General features: G+C 72.0%; 13 protein-coding genes and 1 pseudogene. 11 read left to right on the plus strand and 3 right to left on the minus strand.

Annotated features, from left to right (window positions below; translation table 11 throughout):
• Window positions 1-2,176, plus strand: a 2,176-nt coding sequence (locus RH94_RS44555; protein ID WP_234426040.1) for an AAA family ATPase, incomplete at its 5' end; no start/stop codon positions are given.
• A 254-nt stretch (window positions 2,177-2,430) separates the two neighbouring features.
• Window positions 2,431-3,849 (plus strand): sugar porter family MFS transporter, encoded by a 1,419-nt coding sequence (locus RH94_RS25280; RefSeq protein WP_073950229.1) that lies wholly within the window; start codon window positions 2,431-2,433, stop codon window positions 3,847-3,849.
• 462 nt (window positions 3,850-4,311) lie between these two features.
• On the opposite strand, the gene RH94_RS25285 is transcribed toward RH94_RS25280, so the two are convergent.
• Window positions 4,312-5,775, minus strand: a complete 1,464-nt coding sequence (locus RH94_RS25285) for a cytosine permease (protein WP_073950231.1) — start codon at window positions 5,773-5,775, stop codon at window positions 4,312-4,314.
• A gap of 165 nt (window positions 5,776-5,940) precedes the next feature.
• Here RH94_RS25285 and ftsY point away from each other — a divergent pair, with 165 nt between their 5' ends.
• On the plus strand, window positions 5,941-7,149 hold the full coding sequence (gene ftsY / locus RH94_RS25290; protein WP_073950233.1) for a signal recognition particle-docking protein FtsY: 1,209 nt from the start codon (window positions 5,941-5,943) through the stop codon (window positions 7,147-7,149).
• A 123-nt stretch (window positions 7,150-7,272) separates the two neighbouring features.
• Here ftsY and RH94_RS25295 read toward each other — a convergent pair whose 3' ends face one another.
• A complete protein-coding gene (locus RH94_RS25295; RefSeq protein WP_073950235.1) occupies window positions 7,273-7,938 on the minus strand; it encodes a bifunctional DNA primase/polymerase in 666 nt (221 codons plus the stop codon).
• Between the two features lie 449 nt (window positions 7,939-8,387).
• On the opposite strand from RH94_RS25295, the gene nsdA reads away from it, so the two are divergent.
• The 7 genes and pseudogenes from nsdA (at window position 8,388) to ftsH (ending at window position 18,195) form a co-directional block, all read left to right on the plus strand.
• The gene (gene nsdA, locus RH94_RS25300; RefSeq protein WP_073950237.1) at window positions 8,388-9,914 is read left to right on the plus strand and encodes a transcriptional repressor NsdA; all 1,527 of its coding nucleotides are present in this window, start codon (window positions 8,388-8,390) and stop codon (window positions 9,912-9,914) included.
• Window positions 9,915-10,165: 251 nt separating this feature from the next.
• Window positions 10,166-11,545, plus strand: a complete 1,380-nt coding sequence (locus RH94_RS25305) for an ammonium transporter (RefSeq protein WP_073950239.1) — start codon at window positions 10,166-10,168, stop codon at window positions 11,543-11,545.
• Window positions 11,542-11,880, plus strand: a complete 339-nt coding sequence (locus tag RH94_RS25310) for a P-II family nitrogen regulator (RefSeq protein ID WP_073950241.1) — start codon at window positions 11,542-11,544, stop codon at window positions 11,878-11,880. Before RH94_RS25305 ends, RH94_RS25310 begins: the two co-directional genes overlap by 4 nt.
• Before the next feature lie 24 nt (window positions 11,881-11,904).
• Complete coding sequence (locus RH94_RS25315; RefSeq protein WP_073950243.1) at window positions 11,905-14,385, plus strand: [protein-PII] uridylyltransferase; 2,481 nt, start codon at window positions 11,905-11,907, stop codon at window positions 14,383-14,385.
• A 219-nt stretch (window positions 14,386-14,604) separates the two neighbouring features.
• Window positions 14,605-15,803 (plus strand): signal recognition particle protein (gene ffh, locus RH94_RS25320; RefSeq protein WP_234426054.1); only part of this gene is annotated, 1,199 nt, incomplete at its 3' end.
• A 1-nt stretch (window position 15,804) separates the two neighbouring features.
• Window positions 15,805-16,151, plus strand: a pseudogene (locus tag RH94_RS44560) (signal recognition particle protein); the annotation flags it as partial.
• A 94-nt stretch (window positions 16,152-16,245) separates the two neighbouring features.
• Entirely contained in the window at window positions 16,246-18,195 is a 1,950-nt protein-coding gene (ftsH, locus tag RH94_RS25325) for an ATP-dependent zinc metalloprotease FtsH (protein WP_107428818.1), read from the plus strand.
• 6 nt (window positions 18,196-18,201) lie between these two features.
• Here the strand turns inward: ftsH and RH94_RS25330 are convergent, their stop codons facing one another.
• Window positions 18,202-19,083 carry a class I SAM-dependent methyltransferase gene (locus tag RH94_RS25330; protein ID WP_073950247.1) on the minus strand — a complete coding sequence of 294 codons (882 nt, stop codon included), beginning with the start codon at window positions 19,081-19,083 and terminating at the stop codon, window positions 18,202-18,204.
• A 541-nt stretch (window positions 19,084-19,624) separates the two neighbouring features.
• Between RH94_RS25330 and RH94_RS25335 the strand changes: the two genes are divergently transcribed.
• Window positions 19,625-20,221: a hypothetical protein gene (locus RH94_RS25335; protein WP_073950249.1), complete on the plus strand. Its 597-nt coding sequence runs from the start codon at window positions 19,625-19,627 to the stop codon at window positions 20,219-20,221.
• Window positions 20,222-20,291 lie beyond the last annotated feature (70 nt).

Raw genomic sequence — 20,291 nt, forward strand, 5'->3', positions numbered from 1 at the left:
CCGGGCCCGCCACGAGGCCCTGGCCACCGGCCTGCGCCGCAAGGACGGCACCGGCGCCCTGCTCGACGCGAAAGACCGCCTCACCGGCCTCCTGGGCCCCGCCGCCGAACTCCTGACGGTCACCCCCGGCCACGAGACCCCCCTGGCCACCGCCCTCGGCACCGCCGCCGACGCCCTGGCGGTCACCTCTCCCCCCGCGGCCGCGGAAGCCCTCCGCCTCCTGCGCAAACAGGACGCGGGCCGCGCGGCCCTGCTCCTCGCGGCCTCCGACGCGTCGGGCAGCGAGCGGGCCGAGGACCGTACCGCGGCCGGGCACCCCTGCGCCGCCGGTCTCGTCAGCGGCCCCGCCGAGCTGATGCCCGCCGTACGCCGACTGCTGCGGGGGATCGTCGTCGTCGGCACGCTGGAGGACGCCGAGGAGCTGGTCCAGGCGCGGCCCGACCTCACGGCCGTGACCGCGGAAGGGGATCTGCTCGGGGCGCACTTCGCCCAGGGCGGGTCCGCCGGGGCACCGAGTCTGCTGGAGACGCAGGCCGCCGTGGACGAGGCCGCCGCCGAGCTCCAGGAGCTCGCCGCGCGGTGCGAGGAGCTGGCCGAGGCCCAGCGGCGAGCAGGCGAGCGGCGCGGGGAGCGCGCCGCCCTCGTCGAGGAGCTGGGCGAGCGACGGCGGGCCGCCGACCGGGAGAAGTCCGCCGTCGCGCAGCAGCTCGGCCGGCTCGCCGGGCAGGCACGCGGCGCCGCCGGGGAGGCCGAGCGGTCCGCGGCCGCCGCCGCCCGCGCCCAGGAGGCCCTCGACAAGGCGCTCCAGGAGGTCGAGGAGCTCGCCGAACGGCTCGCCGTCGCCGAGGAGGCGCCGGTCGAGGAGGAGCCCGACACCTCCGTACGGGACCGGCTCGCCGCCGACGGGGCCAACGCCCGCCAGACCGAGATGGAGGCCCGCCTCCAGGTCCGTACGCACGAGGAGCGGGTCAAGGGACTGGCCGGCCGGGCCGACTCCCTGGACCGGGCCGCCCGCGCCGAACGCGAGGCACGCGCGCGCGCCGAGCAGCGGCGCGCGCGGCTGCGCCACGAGGCGGCCGTCGCCGGGGCGGTCGCCTCCGGCGCCCGGCAGCTGCTCGCGCACGTCGAGGTCTCCGTGGCCCGCGCCGAGCGGGAGCGCGCCGCCGCGGAGGGCGCCAAGGCCCGGCGCGAGCAGGAGCTGACCGCCGCCCGCACCGAGGGGCGCGAACTCAAGGCCGAACTCGACAAGCTGACGGACTCCGTCCACCGCGGCGAGGTCCTCGGGGCCGAGAAGCGGCTGCGCATCGAGCAGCTGGAGACCAGGGCGCTGGAGGAGCTCGGCGTCGAACCGGCGGGGCTGGTGGCGGAGTACGGGCCGCACCAGCCCGTGCCGCCCTCGCCTCCCGCCGAGGGCGAGCAGCTGCCGGAGGACCCGCGGCACCCGCGCAACCGGCCCAGGCCCTTCGTCCGCGCCGAGCAGGAGAAGCGGCTGAAGGCCGCCGAGCGCGCCTACCAGCAGCTCGGCAAGGTCAACCCGCTGGCCCTGGAGGAGTTCGCGGCCCTGGAGGAACGCCACAAGTTCCTCGGCGAGCAGCTCGAGGACCTCAAGAAGACCCGTGCCGACCTCCTCCAGGTCGTCAGGGAGGTCGACGAGCGCGTCGAGCAGGTCTTCACCGAGGCCTACCGGGACACCGCGCGCGAGTTCGAGGGCGTCTTCGGCAGGCTCTTCCCGGGCGGTGAGGGACGTCTCGTACTGACCGACCCCGACCACATGCTCACCACGGGCGTCGACGTCGAGGCCCGCCCGCCGGGCAAGAAGGTCAAGCGGCTGTCCCTGCTCTCCGGCGGCGAGCGGTCGCTGACGGCCGTCGCACTGCTCGTGTCGATCTTCAAGGCCCGTCCGAGCCCGTTCTACGTCATGGACGAGGTCGAGGCGGCCCTGGACGACACCAACCTCCAGCGGCTGATCCGGATCATGCAGGAGTTGCAGGAGGCCTCGCAGCTCATCGTGATCACGCACCAGAAGCGCACCATGGAAGTGGCGGACGCGCTCTACGGCGTCTCCATGCAGGGCGACGGGGTGTCGAAGGTCATCAGCCAGCGGCTGCGCCGGCCGGAGCGCGGACCCGGGTCGGAGCGCGGACCCGGGCCATCGAGGCCCCGCCCACTCCCGTGAACTCCCGTGCCGTGGACCCCGCGTGCCCCCGCGACTTCGGGGTAGTCGGGTCATGTCCGATACTTGACTACAACGCTTGAACGCAAGCCCGCCCGGCGGGTGGTGAAAGTTCGATGCAGCGCCCGCTGCGACGGGAAAATTGACTTCGACACTTGAAGGCATAATCTCTGTAGCGTTGCTTTTACCTTCAGGTCTCACCTGGAAGGACTGATCCCACCCCCGGCAGCGTTGCCGGTGCGCCCGAGGAGTTACACGTGACCAGCACAGAGCAGGCCCCCGGGCCAGGAGTCGGTACGGCTCATCCCGACCATCTCGGGCACGTCATCTTCATCGCGGCGTCGGCCGCCATGGGGGGTTTCCTCTTCGGTTACGACAGCTCTGTGATCAACGGGGCCGTCGAGGCCATCCGGCACCGCTACGGCATCGGATCCGCGGAGCTCGCCCAGGTCATCGCCATCGCCCTGATCGGCTGCGCCATCGGCGCCGCGACCGCGGGCCGCATAGCCGACCGCATCGGCCGCATCCGGTGCATGCAGATAGCCGCGGCCCTGTTCACCGTCAGCGCCCTCGGTTCTGCCCTGCCCTTCGCGCTGTGGGACCTCGCCTTCTGGCGCGTCGTCGGCGGCTTCGCCATCGGCATGGCCTCGGTCATCGGCCCCGCCTACATCGCCGAGGTCGCCCCGCCCGCCTACCGCGGCCGCCTCGGCTCCTTCCAGCAGGCCGCGATCGTCGTCGGCATCGCCGTCTCCCAGCTGGTCAACTGGGGTCTGCTCAACGCCGCCGGCGGCGACCAGCGCGGCAACCTGCTCGGCCTGGAGGCCTGGCAGGTCATGCTGGGCGTGATGGTCATCCCGGCCGCGCTGTACGGGCTGCTCTCCTTCGTCATCCCCGAGTCCCCGCGCTTCCTGATCTCCGTCGGCCGCCACGACCGCGCCCGCGCGATCCTCGCCGAGGTCGAGGGCAAGGGCGTCGACCTCGACGCCCGCGTGGCCGAGATCGAGCACGCCATGAAGCGCGAGCACAAGTCCACCTTCAAGGACCTGCTCGGCAGCAGCTTCCTCTTCAAGCGGATCGTCTGGATCGGTATCGGCCTGTCCGTCTTCCAGCAGTTCGTCGGCATCAACGTCGCGTTCTACTACTCCACGACGCTGTGGCAGTCGGTCGGCATCAACCCGACGGACTCGTTCCTCTACTCGTTCACGACGTCGATCATCAACATCGTCGGCACCGTGATCGCGATGATCTTCGTGGACCGCATCGGCCGCAAGCCGCTCGCGCTCATCGGCTCCTCCGGCATGGTCGTCGGCCTGGCCCTGGAGGCCTGGGCGTTCTCGCACCCGCTGGTCGACGGCAAGCTGCCGGCCACCCAGGGCATGATCGCCCTGATCGCCGCCCACCTCTTCGTCCTGTTCTTCGCCCTGTCCTGGGGTGTGGTCGTCTGGGTCCTGCTCGGCGAGATGTTCCCGAACAGGATCCGCGCCGCCGCCCTGGGCGTGGCCGCCTCCGCCCAGTGGATCGCCAACTGGGCCATCACCGCGAGCTTCCCGTCGCTGGCCGAGTGGAACCTCTCCGGCACCTACATGATCTACACGTTCTTCGCGGCGCTCTCCATCCCGTTCGTCCTGAAGTTCGTCAACGAGACGAAGGGCAAGGCGCTGGAGGAGATGGGGTAACACCTGGCACAGACCCGAGGAGAAGGGCTTTGGTCCCCGCCGCCCCTCTCCTCGTCCCGTCCGCCGCCCCGCCCGGTCACCGCCCGGGCGGGGCGGCGGTTTCCGTAGGTCACCGCGTCCCGTGGGCCACCGCGTCCCGTGCGTCACCGGCCGAGTACCCCACCACCGATCACCAGAGCCCGCAGAGCGGCTTCCTCGATGATCCACAGTCGGCACGGGGAGGAAACGGGCACCCGGCGAGCGCACGAGCTCCGATCCCCACACCGTCGTACGCCAGGACGCGAACCCTGCGGACTGATGGAAGTCCTCCGGCGCATCGGTATCCGCATGTCGCCGTCCGGCCCTCGAACGAACACTTCCACCAGCGGACTCATGGGAACAGGGCGTCAGCACCGGGGCCGGGCGGGCCGGTCGTTCTGGCCGGCGGAAGCCCCCGCGGTGGAGGGGAGTGACCGAGAGGCCTCAGACGCCCAGGGACTCGGGCTGCTCGGCGGGCTGCGCGGTGGCCGCCGCCCGGGGCGGCACCGGCGGCTTGGGCAGCGCCAGGTACAGCAGGCCGGAGACCAGGATCGTCGCGACCCAGCCGAGGCCGTACTCGCCGATGACGTTGTTCCTGGCCAGCGGACCGGTGAACCAGGCGGACGTGGTGAACATCAGGCCCGCGGCGAGGCCGGTCGCCCAGGCGGTGACCGCGGCGGGGGAGAAGCCGCCCCGGTACCAGTAGGCGCTGGTGCGGGTGGTGTCGGCCATGGCCCGGCCGTCGTACTCCGTACGCCGCAGCATGTCCGCGCCGAAGACGCCGACCCAGGCGGAGAAGGCGACCGCGAGCAGCGACAGGAAGGCGATGAACGAGCCGATGAAGCCGGTCGCCGCCAGCATCAGCACACTGCCGAACGCCAGCGAGATCACGGCGTTGACCGACACCGCCCAGTGGCGCGGCACCTTGAACCCCAGGGTCTGCGCGGTGAAGCCGGCCGAGTACATCGACATCGCGTTGATCAGCAACATGCCGATCAGCGCGATCAGCAGATACGGCACCGCGAGCCAGGTCGGCAGGATCTTCCCGAGGAAGGAGACCGGGTCGGCGGCCGACGCGAGGTCCGGCACGGAGACCGCCATCACCGCGCCCATGAGCACCATCGGCAGGACGACGATGCCGGCCCCGCCGATCGAGGTGCCCACGATCGCCTTGGCGGAGGCCGTCCGCGGCAGATAGCGCGTGAAGTCCGGTGCCGACGGGATCCAGCTGACGCCGCCCGCCGCGATCATGCCGATACCGGTGATCACCGCGGCCGTCGAACCGGCGGAACGGGCGAACACCCCCGGCCAGTCGGTGTCCACGATCAGGTGGGCGAGGACCAGGACCGAGAACAGGCCGAAGAGACAGGTCGCGTACTTGTTGCACCTCTGCACGGCGTTGATGCCGAGCCCGGAGATCGCGAAGGTCGCGACGACGAACGCCAGCAGCGTCACCATGTCCAGCGCGCTGTTCGCCTTCAGACCGAACAGGATGTGCAGGATGGTGAGCATCGCGTAGGCGCCGACCACCGCGTTGATCGTCTCCCAGCCCCAGCGGGCCACCCAGATCAGCGAACCGGGCAGCAGGTTGCCGCGCTGCCCGAAGACCGCGCGGGACAGCGCCATGCCGGGCGCCCCGCCGCGCTTGCCCGCGATGCCGATGAGCCCGACCAGGCCGTACGACACGACAGGGGCGGCGACGGCGACGACGAGCGCCTGCCAGAGATTGAGGCGGTACGCCACGACGAGGCTCGCGCCCATGGTGAGCAGCAGCACGCTGATGTTGGCGCCGACCCAGGTGGGGAACAGCTCGCGGGTTCTGGCGGTGCGCTCATGATCGGGCACCTGTTCGATGCCACGGGTTTCCAGTGCGCCTTCCGTTTCGGCGGTCTTGCTCGGGGAGCTCATCGAAGAAGGGGTCCGTGCCTCGGTCGGGGGAAGCGGATCTGCGCGTGGGGACGCGACCCGCCCCATCCTACTTTGATCAGACTTGTGCCCTTCAGTGGTGTTTGTCTCCTTGCCGAAGGAACAAGCCCCCTCAGGCCGGGAACCATGGCCGATACTGACAGGGTTATGGAAACCATCATCCTTGCTGTAGTCATCGCCGTGGTGGTGCTCGGCGCGCTCGGCGGGCTCATCGTCGGCAGCAGGCGGAGGAAGCCGCTGCCCCCGCCACCGCCCTCGCCCCCCGACATCACCGCCCCCCCGGCCGAGCCACGCGTAGGCGAGGAGGCCGAGACGCCGCGCGAGGAGCCGCGGCGGACGATCGAGGAGGTGGACCTGCCCGACGGGTCGGCTCCCGTCGCCGTCGAGGAGCTGCCCGTCGAGGAGCTTCCGGCCCCGCCGATCGAGGTGCCGGAGCCCACCGCCGGCCGTCTGGTACGGCTGCGGGCCCGCCTCTCCCGCTCGCAGAACGCCCTGGGCAAGGGCCTGCTCACACTGCTGTCCCGTGAACACCTCGACGAGGACACCTGGGAGGAGGTCGAGGACACCCTGCTGACCGCCGACGTCGGCGTGCAGCCCACCCAGGAACTGGTCGAGCGGCTGCGCGAGCGCGTGCGCGTGCTCGGCACCCGCACCCCCGTGGAGCTGCGCGGTCTGCTGCGCGAGGAACTGCTCACGCTGATCGGCACCGACATGGACCGCACCGTGAAGACCGAGCCGGTCACCAGCAAGCCCGGCATCGTGATGGTCGTCGGCGTCAACGGCACCGGCAAGACCACGACGACCGGCAAGCTCGCCCGCGTCCTGGTCGCCGACGGCCGCAGCGTCGTCCTCGGCGCCGCGGACACCTTCCGCGCGGCCGCCGCCGACCAGCTGCAGACCTGGGGCGAGCGGGTCGGCGCCCACACCGTGCGCGGCCCGGAGGCCGGCGACCCCGCCTCCGTCGCCTTCGACGCGGTGAAGGAGGGCAAGGAGATGGGCGCCGACGTGGTGCTCATCGACACCGCCGGCCGCCTGCACACCAAGACCGGCCTCATGGACGAGCTCGGCAAGGTCAAGCGGGTCGTGGAGAAGCACGCCCCGCTGGACGAGGTCCTGCTCGTGCTCGACGCGACCACCGGCCAGAACGGCCTGATCCAGGCCCGCGTCTTCGCCGAGGTCGTCGACATCACCGGCATCGTCCTCACCAAGCTGGACGGCACCGCCAAGGGCGGCATCGTGGTCGCCGTCCAGCGCGAGCTGGGCGTACCGGTCAAGCTGGTCGGCCTCGGCGAGGGCCCGGACGACCTGGCCCCCTTCGAACCGGAGGCCTTCGTCGACGCCCTCGTCGGAGACTGACCGCCACCCCGCCACCCACCGGCCGAACGCCCGCCCCGGATCCACCGGGGCGGGCGTTCGGCGTCGACGGGGCACGTGGCGACGGCCGCCCCAGCGCGCCGCAGCGGGCCGTACGCCCGGCGGTCACGCCCGGGAGCGGTGGGCCACGTAGGCCAGGGTGCCCAGGAGGAGGCGGGCCTCGGGGGGCTTGGCGGCGTCCAGGGCGGGCGGGCGGAGCCAGCGGACCGGGCCCCGGCCGCCCCGGTCGGAGGGCGGGGCCGTGAGGTGGGTGCCCGGGCCGAGGCCGCGCAGGTCGAGCGAGGCGGGGTCGTCCCAGCCCAGGCGGTAGAGGAGGGCCGGCAGCTCGGTGGCGGCCCCGGGGGAGACGAAGAACTGCGCGCGGCCCTCGGGGGTGGCGGTCACCGGGCCGAGGGGGAGGCCCATGCGCTCCAGCCGGGCCAGGGCGCGGCGCCCGGCCGGCTCGGCCACCTCGATGACGTCGAACGCGCGCCCGACCGCCAGCATCACCGAGGCCCCGGGCAGCTCCGTCCAGGCCCGGCTCACCTCGTCGAGCGTGGCGCCGGCCGGGATCCCGGGCGCGAACTCCAGAGGGTGGGCGCCCGGCGCCGGACAGTCCGTGCGGCCGCAGGAGCACGCGCCGCCGACGGCCCGCGCGCCCCGCACCACGTCCCAGCCCCACAGTCCGGTGTACTCGGCCACCGCCGTGCACTCCTCCGACGAGCGGTACGACCGGCCGCGCCGCCGCGTGCCGGAGCGGATCTCGCGCATGCCACCGATCGTGAAGCCCATGCCCCCTCCAACGGTTCCACCGTCCCGGTGGTTACGAGACGAAGGCGGATCGTGACTCTCTGTTTCCGCTTCCTCCCCGGCGCGGCCGGGTTCCCGCGGTGTCCGGGAGCGCCCCGGGTGGTGCGTCCCGCGGTGCGCGCCCTCGCGCACATCGGTCCGCCCGCCCGCGGTTGTGCCCGTGTCAAGTGAATCGCGTAAGGGCCACCGGGAGTTCATTCGAAGGGGTGGCGAATGGTGGCGTTTCATGGATCCCCATGGCTGTACGGGTGATCGTGGGATTACTGTAAGTGTGCGAGTCCTGGGGGCACATGCGCTCATGGGTATGCCGGAGGCAAGTCGGCAGTCCGTTCGGAGAGTGAGAATCGGCGGACGAACGGCCGTATTGACGGGCATTCTGATAGGGCTTGGCGCACTCAGCGACAAGTGGTCTCAGGGATGGGGGCGTTCCAGTGAGCGGCAGCAACGACGGAAGCGGGACGGGCGCGGCGGGCACGGACAAGCGCCCGAACGAGCTGCTCGCCTCGTGGTTCGTGCGCAGCGGCTGGTCCAAGGGTGAACTCGCCCGCCAGGTCAACCGCCGGGCCCGCCAGCTGGGCGCCAACCACATCTCCACCGACACCTCGCGCGTCAGGCGCTGGCTGGACGGCGAGAACCCGCGCGAGCCGATCCCCAGGATCCTCTCGGAGCTGTTCTCCGAGCGCTTCGGCTGTGTCGTCCCGGTGGAGGACCTCGGTCTGCGCACCGCCCGCCAGACACCCTCCGCGACCGGCGTCGACCTGCCCTGGACGGGCCCGCAGACCGTGGCCCTGCTCAGCGAGTTCTCGCGCAGCGACCTGATGCTGGCGCGGCGCGGCTTCCTCGGGACCTCGCTGGTGCTGTCCGCGGGCCCGTCCCTCATCGAGCCGCTGCAGCGCTGGCTCGTGCCCTCGCCCCCGTCGCCCAGGAACCCGGCCTCGCCCGAGCAGGGGGGACCCCCGTCTCCGCGGGAGTCCGGGCCGCAGGCCGCCTCCCGCCGCCTCGGCCGGCTCTCCCGGCCCGAGCTGGAGCTGCTGGAGACCACCACCAGGATGTTCCGGCAGTGGGACGCCCAGTGCGGCGGCGGCCTGCGCCGCAAGGCCGTCGTCGGCCAGCTGCACGAGGTGACGGACCTCCTCCAGGAGCCCCAGCCCGAGGCCACCACCCGCAGACTCTTCAAGGTCGCCGCGGAACTCGCCCAGCTGGCCGGCTGGATGAGCTACGACGTGGGACTGCAGCCCACCGCGCAGAAGTACTTCGTCCTCGCCCTGCACGCCGCCAAGGAAGCCGGCGACAAACCCCTCGGCTCGTACGTCCTGTCCAGCATGAGCCGCCAGATGATCCACCTCGGCCGCCCCGAGGACGCCCTGGAACTCATCCACCTCGCCCAGTACGGCAGCCGGGACTGCGCGAGCCCCCGCACCCAGTCCATGCTGTACGCGCTGGAGGCCCGCGCCTACGCCAACATGGGCCAGCCCGGCAAGTGCAAGCGCGCGGTGCGCATGGCCGAGGACACCTTCGCCGACGCCGGGGACTGGGACGAGCCCGACCCCGACTGGATCCGCTTCTTCTCCGAGGCCGAGCTGTACGCCGAGAACTCCCACTCCTACCGCGACCTCGCCTACGTCGCCGGTCGCAGCCCCGCCTACGCCTCGCTGGCCGAGCCGCTGATGCAGAGGGCCGTGGAACTGTTCGCCGAGGACGACGAGCACCAGCGGTCGTACGCGCTCAACCTCATCGGCATGGCCACGGTGCACCTGCTCCAGCGCGAGCCCGAGCAGAGCACGCAGTACGTCACCCAGGCCATGAGGGTGGCCAAGAAGGTCCGCTCCGAGCGTGTGAACACCCGTATCCGGAAGACCGTCGACAACGCCGTACGCGACTACGGGCACCTCGGTGAGGTCGTCGACCTCACCGAACAGCTCGCCGCCGAGCTGCCCGAGACCGTCGAGGCCGTCTGAGACCCAGGACCTCGGCCACCCCACCCCATGAACCCCGGCCGCGGCCGGCCCTCCCGAACTGCCCGACTCGGCTCCCCCATGCCAGGTCATCGGAAGGCCGCCGCGGCCGGTTTCGCGCGGTTCACCGACGCGTAACACATCAGCCGCCTTCGTCACCCCGCCGAAACACCGAGGGACGTCCGCCGAAACCGCGCTGCGCGAGTCTCGTGGCGCACGACCGGCCCGCCCCTCACACGGACGAGGAGACGCCGATGGCACCAGCCGTCATCACACTGGCGGCGGACGCGCCCAAGCTGTCGTCCGCCAACACCGGCTTCATGCTCATCTGTTCCGCCCTGGTGATGCTGATGACCCCGGGCCTGGCCTTCTTCTACGGAGGCATGGTCCGCGTCAAGAGCACGCTCAACATGCTGATGATGAGCTTCATCAGCCTCGGCATCGTCACCGTCCTCTGGGTGCTCTACGGCTTCTCGATGGCCTTCGGCGCCGACAGGGGCTCGCTCATCGGCTGGACCTCCGACTTCGTCGGCTTCAGCGGAATCGGCAGGACGGAACTCTGGCCCGGACACACCATCCCGGTCTTCGTCCTCGCCGTCTTCCAGCTGATGTTCGCGATCATCACACCCGCCCTGATCAGCGGCGCCCTGGCCGACCGGGTGAAGTTCACCGCCTGGGCGCCGTTCCTGGTGCTGTGGGCCACGATCGTGTACTTCCCGGTCGCTCACTGGGTCTGGGGAACCGGCGGCTGGGCCTACGAACTGGGAGTGATCGACTTCGCCGGCGGTACCGCGGTCCACATCAACGCCGGCGCCGCGGCACTCGGCGTCATCCTCGTGATCGGCAAGCGCGTCGGCTTCAAGAGGGACCCGATGCGCCCGCACAGCCTCCCGCTGGTCATGCTCGGCGCGGGCCTGCTGTGGTTCGGCTGGTTCGGCTTCAACGCCGGCTCCTGGCTCGGCAACGACGACGGCGTCGGCCCGCTGATGTTCGTCAACACCCAGGTCGCCACCGGCACGGCCATGCTCGCCTGGCTCGCCTACGAGAAGGTCCGCCACGGAGCCTTCACCACCCTCGGCGCCGCCTCCGGCGCGGTCGCCGGCCTGGTCGCGATCACCCCGTCCGGCGGCGCGGTCTCCCCGCTCGGCGCGATCGCGGTCGGCGCCGTCGCCGGTGTCGTGTGCGCCATGGCGGTCGGCCTGAAGTACCGGTTCGGCTACGACGACTCCCTCGACGTGGTCGGCGTCCACCTGGTCGGCGGTGTCGTCGGCTCCCTGCTGATCGGCCTCCTCGCCAGCGGCAAGGGCCAGTCCGCCGTCAAGGGCCTCTTCTACGGCGGCGGCCTGGGCCAGTTCTGGAAGCAGTGTGCCGGCGTGTGCGCGGTCCTCGCCTACTCCCTGCTCGCCTCCGCGGTCCTCGCCTTCCTCCTGGACCGGACCATCGGCATGCGGGTCCCCGAGGACGAGGAGATCTCCGGCATCGACCAGTCCCAGCACGCCGAGACCGCGTACGACTTCACCGGCGCGGGCGGCGGAGCCGTCGCCGCCGTCACCGCCCAGGCCCTGGCCGCCACGCAGAGCAAGGCCGCCACGCAGAGCAGGGCCGCCACGCAGAGCAGGAAGGTGGGCGCATGAAACTCGTCACCGCCGTCGTCAAACCCCACCGCCTCGACGAGATCAAGGAAGCCCTGCAGGCGTTCGGCGTCCACGGCCTCACCGTCACCGAGGCGAGCGGCTACGGCCGGCAGCGCGGCCACACCGAGGTCTACCGCGGCGCCGAGTACACCGTCGACCTGGTCCCCAAGATCCGTATCGAGGTGCTGACCGAGGACGACGACGCCGAACAGCTGATCGAGGTCATCGTCAAGGCGGCCCGCACGGGCAAGATCGGTGACGGCAAGGTCTGGTCCCTGCCGGTCGAGACGGCGGTCCGGGTCCGGACCGGCGAGCGCGGCCCGGACGCACTCTGAACGGGCCGAGGACGGGAGCCGCCGGTGACCGGTACGGACGTACGAGGCCAAGCGGAGAATCCGGGACCCGGCGGCTACGCGGCGGCCCGGCTGAGCCTCCTCACCGAGGGGACGTGCTCCGGGCCGCCGCGCCGAGCGGCCCTCGCCGCACTGACCGACGACTGGCTGGCCGGGCTGTTCACCAGGGCGGCCGAGGGCCGGCGGGGCGTCTCGCTCGTCGCCGTCGGCGGCTACGGGCGCGGCGAGCTGTCCCCCCGCAGCGACCTGGACCTGCTCCTCCTGCACGAGGGCGGTGACGTCGAGGAGACCGCCGACCTCGCCGACCGCCTCTGGTACCCCGTGTGGGACCTCGGCCTCGCCCTCGACCACTCCGTCCGTACACCCGCCGAAGCCCGCAGGACGGCGGGGGAGGACCTCAAGGCCCAACTCGGCCTGCTGGACGCCCGGCACCTCGCCGGCGACCGCGGCCTGACGGCCGCACTGCGCTCGACCGTCCTCGCCGACTGGCGCGACCAGGCGCCGAAACGGCTCCCCGAACTCCAGGACCTGTGCACCGAACGCGCACAACGGCACGGCGAACTGCAATACCTTCTCGAACCCGACCTGAAGGAGGCCCGCGGCGGCCTGCGGGACGCCACCGCGCTGCGCGCCGTCGCCGCCTCCTGGCTGGCCGACGCCCCGCGCGAGGGCCTCGCCGACGCCCGCCGCCGGCTGCTCGACGTACGCGACGCCCTGCACCTGACCACGGGCCGGGCCACCGACCGGCTCGCCCTGCAGGAACAGGACCAGGTCGCCGCCGAACTGGGCCTGCTCGACGCCGACACCCTCCTGCGTCAGGTGTACGAGGCGGCGCGCGTCCTCTCGTACGCCGGCGACGTCACCTGGCGTGAAGTGCGGCGCGTGCTCAGGGCGCGTGCCGTGCGGCCGAGGCTGCGCAAAGGAACAAGGGAGCGAAGCGACTTCCTCAGAAGGGTGGTGGTGGGCGACGGGTGGGCGCCGGGCGGTGGAAAGCCCCTCGCGGAACGGTCCCCGCTCGCCGAGGGGGTGGTGGAGCAGGACGGCGAGGCGGTGCTCGCCCTCACCGCACGCCCCGAACGCGACCCCGTGCTCCCGCTGCGCGCCGCGGCCGCCGCAGCGCAGGCCGGACTGCCGCTCTCCCCGCACGCCGTACGGCGCCTGGCCGCCACCGCACGCCCCCTGCCCACGCCCTGGCCCGCCGAGGCCCGTGAACAGCTCGTCTCCCTGCTCGGCTCCGGCCGCCCCGCCGTCGAGGTCTGGGAGGCACTGGAGGCGGAGGGCCTGGTCACCCGGCTCCTGCCCGACTGGGAGCGGGTGCGCTGCCGCCCGCAGCGCAACGCCGTCCACCTCTGGACGGTCGACCGCCACCTGATCGAGACGGCCGTGCGCGCCTCCGCGCTCACCCGTCGTGTCGGCCGTCCCGACCTGCTCCTGGTCGCAGCCCTGCTGCACGACATCGGCAAGGGGTGGCCCGGCGACCACCGCGCGACCGGCGAGACCATCGCCGGGGACGTGGCCGCGCGCATCGGCTTCGACCGCGCCGACGCGGCCGTGCTCGCCGGCCTCGTACGTCACCACCTGCTGCTCGTCGAGACCGCCACCCGGCGCGACCTGGACGACCCGGCCACGGTCCGCTCGGTCGCCGAGGCGGTCGGCACCCCGGGCACGCTGGAGCTGCTGCACGCCCTGACCGAGGCGGACGCCCTGGCGACCGGCCCGGCCGCCTGGTCGTCCTGGCGCGGCTTCCTGGTCGCCGAACTGGTCCGGCGGGTCTCGGCCGTCCTCACCGGGGGCGCCCCCGACGAGTCCGGGTCCGGGTCCGAGTCCGCCGCGCCCACCGCCGAGCAGGAACGGCTGGCCGTCGAGGCCTTCCGCACGGGCGGTCCGGTGCTGGCCCTGCGCACGCGACCCGAGCCGCTCGGCGTCGAGCTGCTGATCGCCGTCCCCGACCAGCAGGGCGTCCTGCCCGCGGCCGCCGGGGTACTGGCCACCCACCGGCTCACCGTCCGCACGGCCGAGCTGCGCGCCCTGGAGCCGCCGGGCGGCGTCCACGACGGCTCCGTACTGCTGCTGGACTGGCGGGTCGCCGCCGAGTACGGCTCCCTGCCCCAGGCCACCCGGCTGCGCGCCGACCTCGTCCGGGCACTGGACGGCTCCCTGGACATCACGGCCCGCCTCGCCGAACGGGACGCGGCCCACCCGCGCCGCCGGGGCGTCGCGGCGCCTCCGCCCCGGGTCACGGTCGCCCCGGCCGCCTCCCGGCACGCCACGGTGATCGAGGTCCGGGCGCAGGACGCGCCGGGGCTGCTGTTCCGGATCGGGCGGGCGCTGGAGGACGCGGGGGTGCGGGTGCGGAGCATGCACGTGTCGACGCTCGGCTCCAACGCGGTGGACGCCTTCTACGTCACCGGTCCGAAGAGCGCGCCGCTGCCGGACGAGGAGGCGGCATGCGTGGCACGACGGCTGGAGGAGGCACTGCGGGCGTAACCCCGCGGGTACGTCCTGCGTTGACCATGTGTGCTCCCCGCCGCCGCGGGGGTGGTCCGATCGTGAACGAAGAGCTGATCACGATCCTTGGTTGCTCCCCGCCGATGCGGGGGTGTGTCCCTGCTCGCTGTATTCAGCGGGCAGGGACGATTTGCTTGCCGGGCCGGATACCCTTGAGGACAGCCCAAAACGACTCCGACTCCGAGGACCGACGCCGCCGTGTTCGATACTCTCTCCGATCGCCTCTCAGCCACCTTCAAGTCCCTCCGGGGCAAGGGCAGGCTCAGCGAGGCGGACATCGACGCCACGGCCCGCGAGATCCGCATCGCGCTCCTCGAAGCCGACGTGGCCCTGCCCGTCGTACGCACGTTCATCAAGAACGTCAAGACTCGCGCCCTCGGGTCCGAGGTCTCGAAGGCGCTGAATCCCGCCCAACAGGTCCTCAAGATCGTCAATGACGAACTCGTGGACATCCTCGGCGGGGAGACCCGCCGCCTGCGCTTCGCCAAGCAGCCGCCCACCGTGATCATGCTCGCCGGTCTCCAGGGCGCCGGTAAGACCACCCTCGCGGGCAAGCTCGGCAAGTGGCTCAAGGAGCAGGGCCACTCCCCGGTGCTGGTCGCCGCCGACCTCCAGCGTCCGAACGCGGTCAACCAGCTCAGCGTCGTCGCCGAGCGCGCCGGCGTCGCCGTCTACGCGCCCGAGCCGGGCAACGGCGTGGGCGACCCGGTCAAGGTCGCCAAGGACTCCATCGACTTCGCGAAGAGCAAGGTCCACGACATCGTGATCGTGGACACCGCCGGCCGCCTCGGCATCGACACCGAGATGATGCAGCAGGCCGCGGACATCAGGGACGCGGTCGGCCCCGACGAGATCCTGTTCGTCGTCGACGCGATGATCGGTCAGGACGCCGTCAACACCGCCGAGGCCTTCCGCGACGGCGTCGGCTTCGACGGCGTGGTGCTCTCCAAGCTCGACGGCGACGCCCGCGGTGGTGCGGCCCTGTCGATCCGCCAGGTCACCGGCAAGCCGATCATGTTCGCGTCGAACGGTGAGAAGCTCGACGACTTCGACGCCTTCCACCCGGACCGGATGGCCTCCCGCATCCTCGACATGGGTGACCTGCTCACCCTGATCGAGCAGGCGGAGAAGACGTTCAGCCAGGAAGAGGCCGAGAAGATGGCCTCCAAGCTGGCGTCCAAGAAGGGCCAGGACTTCACCCTGGACGACTTCCTGGCCCAGATGGAACAGGTCAGGAAGATGGGCAGCATCTCGAAGCTGCTCGGCATGCTCCCTGGCATGGGCCAGATCAAGGACCAGATCAACAACATCGACGAGCGCGACGTCGACCGCACCGCCGCCATCATCAAGTCGATGACCCCGGGCGAACGCCAGGACCCGACGATCATCAACGGCTCNGTGCCCGTATCGCCAAGGGCTCCGGTGTCGAGGTGAGCGCCGTCAAGAATCTGGTCGAGCGCTTTTTCGAGGCCAGGAAGATGATGTCCCGCATGGCCCAGGGCGGCGGCATGCCCGGCATGCCGGGGGTCCCGGGCATGGGCGGCGGTCCCGGCCGCACGAAGAAGCAGCAGAAGAAGGCCAAGGGCAAGCAGCGCTCCGGCAACCCGATGAAGCGCAAGCAGCAGGAGCAGGAGGAGGCGGCCCGCCGCGCCGCCGCGGCCCAGGGCGGCGGTGCCTTCGGGCTGCCGCAGCAGGGCGGCCAGGAGTTCGAACTGCCGGATGAGTTCAAGAAGTTCATGGGCTGACCCGTACGGCAGGTGTACGACGCCGAGGGCACTCTTCCGCGGAAGGGTGCCCTCAGCGCGTGCCGGGGTCCGCCATGTGCCGTAACGTCCAGATATGAGCAATGCCGCGCCGCCACGCAAGGCCCCTGACCAGCCGTGGCGCAGCGAGGGCGCCCCGGACGAGCGGCCCGGGCGGCCCGGCGGCAACAGGATGCGCGGCAGATGGTGGGGCCTGCTCGTCACGGCGGTGATCGTCTTCCTGGTGGCCTACGGCTCGCTGAGCCACTACAGCGCGGGCAACGAGCCGACGATCTCGTACACCGAGTTCAGCAGGCAGGTCGACGCCGGCAACGTCAGCAAGATCTACTCCAAGGGCGACGCGATCCAGGGCCAGCTGAGGAGCGCCCGGGACAACCCCGAGGGCGGCGGCAAGTACACCAAGTTCAAGACCCAGCGCCCGGCCTTCGCGGACGACAGGCTCTGGCAGAGCCTGAGCGGCCACCACGTCACGGTGACCGCGCAGCCGGTGGTGCAGGAGCGCGGTTTCCTGGCCAACCTGCTGCTCTCGCTGGCCCCCATCGCGCTCCTGGTGGCGCTGTGGATCTTCTTCGCGCGGCGGATCGGCTCGGGACTGGGCGGACCGGGCGGTCTGCTCGGCCGCAAGGAGCCGCCCAGGCCGGTCGAACTGCAGCCGGGCACCCAGCGCACCACCTTCGCGGACGTGGCCGGCATCGACGAGGTCAAGGGCGAGCTGGACGATGTCGTCGACTTCCTCGCGCACCCCGACGCCTATCGCCACATGGGCGCGAAGATGCCCCGGGGTGTGCTGCTCACGGGTCCGCCGGGCACCGGCAAGACCCTGCTCGCGCGGGCCGTGGCCGGGGAGGCGGGCGTGCCGTTCTTCTCGGCGTCGGCGTCCGAGTTCATCGAGATGATCGTGGGCGTCGGTGCGTCACGCGTGCGTGAGCTGTTCGCGGAGGCCCGCAAGGTGGCTCCGTCGATCGTCTTCATCGACGAGATCGACACCATCGGCCGGGCGCGGGGCGGTGGTGCGTCGGTGGGCGGTCATGACGAGCGTGAGCAGACGCTGAACCAGATCCTGACGGAGATGGACGGCTTCTCCGGCTCCGAGGGCGTGATCGTGCTGGCCGCGACCAACCGGGCCGATGTCCTGGATCCCGCCCTGACCCGCCCCGGGCGTTTCGACCGGGTGGTCAGTGTCTCGCCGCCGGACCGGGGCGGCCGCGAGGCGATCCTGCGGATCCACACCCGCCGGATCCCGCTGGCCCCGGGCGTGGACCTCGCCCGGGTGGCCCGTACGACTCCGGGCATGACCGGGGCCGAGCTGGCCAACCTCGCCAACGAGGCCGCTCTGCTCGCGGTCAAGCGGCGGCAGCGGCAGGTGACGCAGGCCGACTTCTCGGAGGCGCTGGAGAAGGTCCAGCTGGGCGCGGAGCGCGCCCTGGTGATGCCCGAGGAAGAGCGCCGGCGCACGGCGTACCACGAGAGCGGGCACGCCCTGCTCGGCATGTTGCAGCCCGGCGCCGACCCCGTCCGGAAGATCACCATCGTCCCGCGCGGGAGGGCGCTCGGCGTGACGCTGTCGACGCCGGAGTCCGACAAGTACGCGTACACGGAGGAGTACCTGCGCGGCCGCATCATCGGCGCGCTGGGCGGCATGGCGGCGGAGCACGTCGTCTACGAGGTCATCACGACCGGCTCGGAGCACGATCTGGAGCAGGTCACCAACATCGCGCGCGGGATGGTGGCCCGGTGGGGCATGAGCGAGCACCTGGGCCGTCTGTCCGCCCTGCCGAGCGACGCCCAGCAGGCGTACGGGCTGGCGGCCGCCCCGCAGACGCTGGACGCGATCGACACCGAGATGCGGCGCATCGTCGACGAGTGCTACGAGGAGGCGTGCCGCAAGCTGCGTGACCACCGGGGGCAGCTGGACGCGCTGGCGCGGGCCCTGCTGGAGAACGAGACGCTGGAGGAGGCCGACGCCTACCGGGTCGCGGGGATCCCCCGTCTGCGGAAGGACGCGGAGGTCAACGGTGGTCCGTGAGGACGTTCACGGCGTCCGCGCGATCAGGTAGCGGAAGACGTTCGGCATCCACACCGTGCCGTCGGGCCGCTGGTGGGCGTGCAGGGCCTCCGCCAGTTCCTTGTCGACCTGGTTCCGGTCGGTCGCGGCGATCGCCGCGTCGAACAGTCCTGTGGAGAGCAGTCCGCGCACCGCGCTGTCGAGGTCGGCGTAGCCGAAGGGGCAGGCGACCCGGCCGGAGCCGTCGGGCCGCAGGCCGGCGCGGTGCGCCACCTCCTCGAGGTCGTCGCGCAGGGCGGGGCGCCAGCTGCCCGGACCGTGCGGCGGATCGGCCGGCTTGGTGGCCACCCGCAGGACGGACGACGTGGCGCAGCGCTCCAGGGGCCCCCAGCCGGTCAGCACCACGGGTGCCCCGCGCGCGGCGAGCGGTGTCGCCGCGGTGAGCAGGCCGCCCAGTCCTTCGGAGTCCTCGGCGAGGCAGCCGATCGGCTCGAAGGCGGTCACGAGGGTGTAGGGCGTGCGGGCGCCGGCGGCGTCCTGCGGTGACCCGTCGACGATCCGGACCGCCGGAGTGCGCGGGGCGGCCGAGGAGGACGTACGCGTGCGCGTGCCCCACGGTTCCGGCAGCAGCCGTTGCCGGGCGAGGGCGAGCCGTTCCGGGCAGGAGGAGTCGACGCCGGTGACCGTCGCGCCCCTGGACGCCGCCAGGAGCAGGGCCAGTCCGGAGCCGCAGCCGAGCGCCAGCAGCCGCGTGCCGGAGCCCACTTCCAGTCGCTCGTAGACGGCCTCGTAGAGCGGGACCAGCATCCGCTCCTGGATCTCGGACCAGTCACGCGCGCGTGCACGGGGATCCACGCGGGGCGCCGTCCCCGCGTGACGTACGTGCTGCCGCACGAGCGTAGGTGTCATGGATAAGCGCCCCAATCCGCCGAGAGTTGCCGTTGAGCCCGATTCCGTGGCCCCGTGCAGTGCGCTCGCACTTCCTCCGTATGCCAGGTAACTGCGAGCCATCCATCGCGTCCAGGGGTCGTGTGGTCCTGCTTGCGTGCCGGAGGTGCCCGGGGCGGGAATTCACGTTCCGGCAATCCGGGCCCCGGACCGACGTGTCCGGAAGTCGACGGGCCCGTCGGTGCGGCGCCGTGAGCCGGTGGCGCACGGGGTAACGTCGCGTGGGCCGCGGACGCTGACCGGAGTAAGACCCTCAGGGCCGGGAAGCGGCCGAAACGCCTCTTGCGCGTGGCGCGATCCCGCAGCACCGGCGTACGCAACAGGCGTACGCGCCGGTGCGTACTCCCTTTGCGCACCACCTTGGTATGAGCTGCGAGGCTTCTCCGCAGATCAGCGCACCCGCCCTCGTCAGGACACATCAGCGACAACTGACGGGTACGTGCAAATTATTTGGGATGCCCCGGAATAGGAACACAGCGGCACCCCGGCTCGTTGTCATTACGTGAGCACGACACCACCTGTTCTCGCCGCAGAGCTGGCGCAGGCGTGGGCCGACATTCAGCGGTACCACCCCGAGCTGCCGGATCTTGCCGCGCCCGAGTCCCTGATCGGGGAGTCGTCGTCCGCGTGCGGACACGAACTCTCCTTCGAGCGACTGCTCCACGAGGCAGTCCACGGCATCGCCGCCGCACGCGGGGTACGCGACACCTCCCGCGCCGGCCGCTACCACAACCGCAGGTTCCTCGCGATCGCCGAGGAGCTGGGTCTGGACCATCCCGAGGAGCCGCATCCGAGCAGCGGCTTCTCACTGGTCACGCTCAGCCCCGAGGCGAAGCGGCGGTACCGTCCGACGATCGAGCGCCTCCAGCGCGCGCTGAAGGCCCACACGGCCGCCACCTCCGCCGACACCAGCCGCACCTTCCGCGGCCCGGCCGCCCGCCACGGCTCCTCCGGCGGCGGCGTCCGGGTCAAGGCGGTGTGCGACTGCGGCCGCAACGTCCGGGTCGTCCCCTCGGTCCTGGCCCAGGCCCCGATCATGTGCGGCGGCTGCGGCCAGCCGTTCAGGATCCCGGAACCCGTGGGCGCGGCGGCGAACTGAGCCGCGGCTGCTCGTGGCAGCCGTGGCTCGGTGTCCGTGTCCGCTCGTAGCCGCGCCCACCCGTGCCTCT

The sequence above is a fragment of the Streptomyces kebangsaanensis genome (genome assembly GCF_001906585.1).
Taxonomy (GTDB): domain Bacteria; phylum Actinomycetota; class Actinomycetes; order Streptomycetales; family Streptomycetaceae; genus Streptomyces; species Streptomyces kebangsaanensis.

Bases quoted from the DNA above. Each gene is read 5' to 3' on its own strand.
- RH94_RS25285 (WP_073950231.1), bottom strand. From the start codon at position 5,775: ATGAGCTCCCCGAGCAAGACCGCCGAAACGGAAGGCGCACTGGAAACC.
- ftsY (WP_073950233.1), top strand. From the start codon at position 5,941: ATGGAAACCATCATCCTTGCTGTAGTCATCGCCGTGGTGGTGCTCGGC.
- RH94_RS25295 (WP_073950235.1), bottom strand. From the start codon at position 7,938: ATGGGCTTCACGATCGGTGGCATGCGCGAGATCCGCTCCGGCACGCGG.
- RH94_RS25305 (WP_073950239.1), top strand. From the start codon at position 10,166: ATGGCACCAGCCGTCATCACACTGGCGGCGGACGCGCCCAAGCTGTCG.
- RH94_RS25310 (WP_073950241.1), top strand. From the start codon at position 11,542: ATGAAACTCGTCACCGCCGTCGTCAAACCCCACCGCCTCGACGAGATC.
- ftsH (WP_107428818.1), top strand. From the start codon at position 16,246: ATGAGCAATGCCGCGCCGCCACGCAAGGCCCCTGACCAGCCGTGGCGC.
- RH94_RS25330 (WP_073950247.1), bottom strand. From the start codon at position 19,083: ATGACACCTACGCTCGTGCGGCAGCACGTACGTCACGCGGGGACGGCG.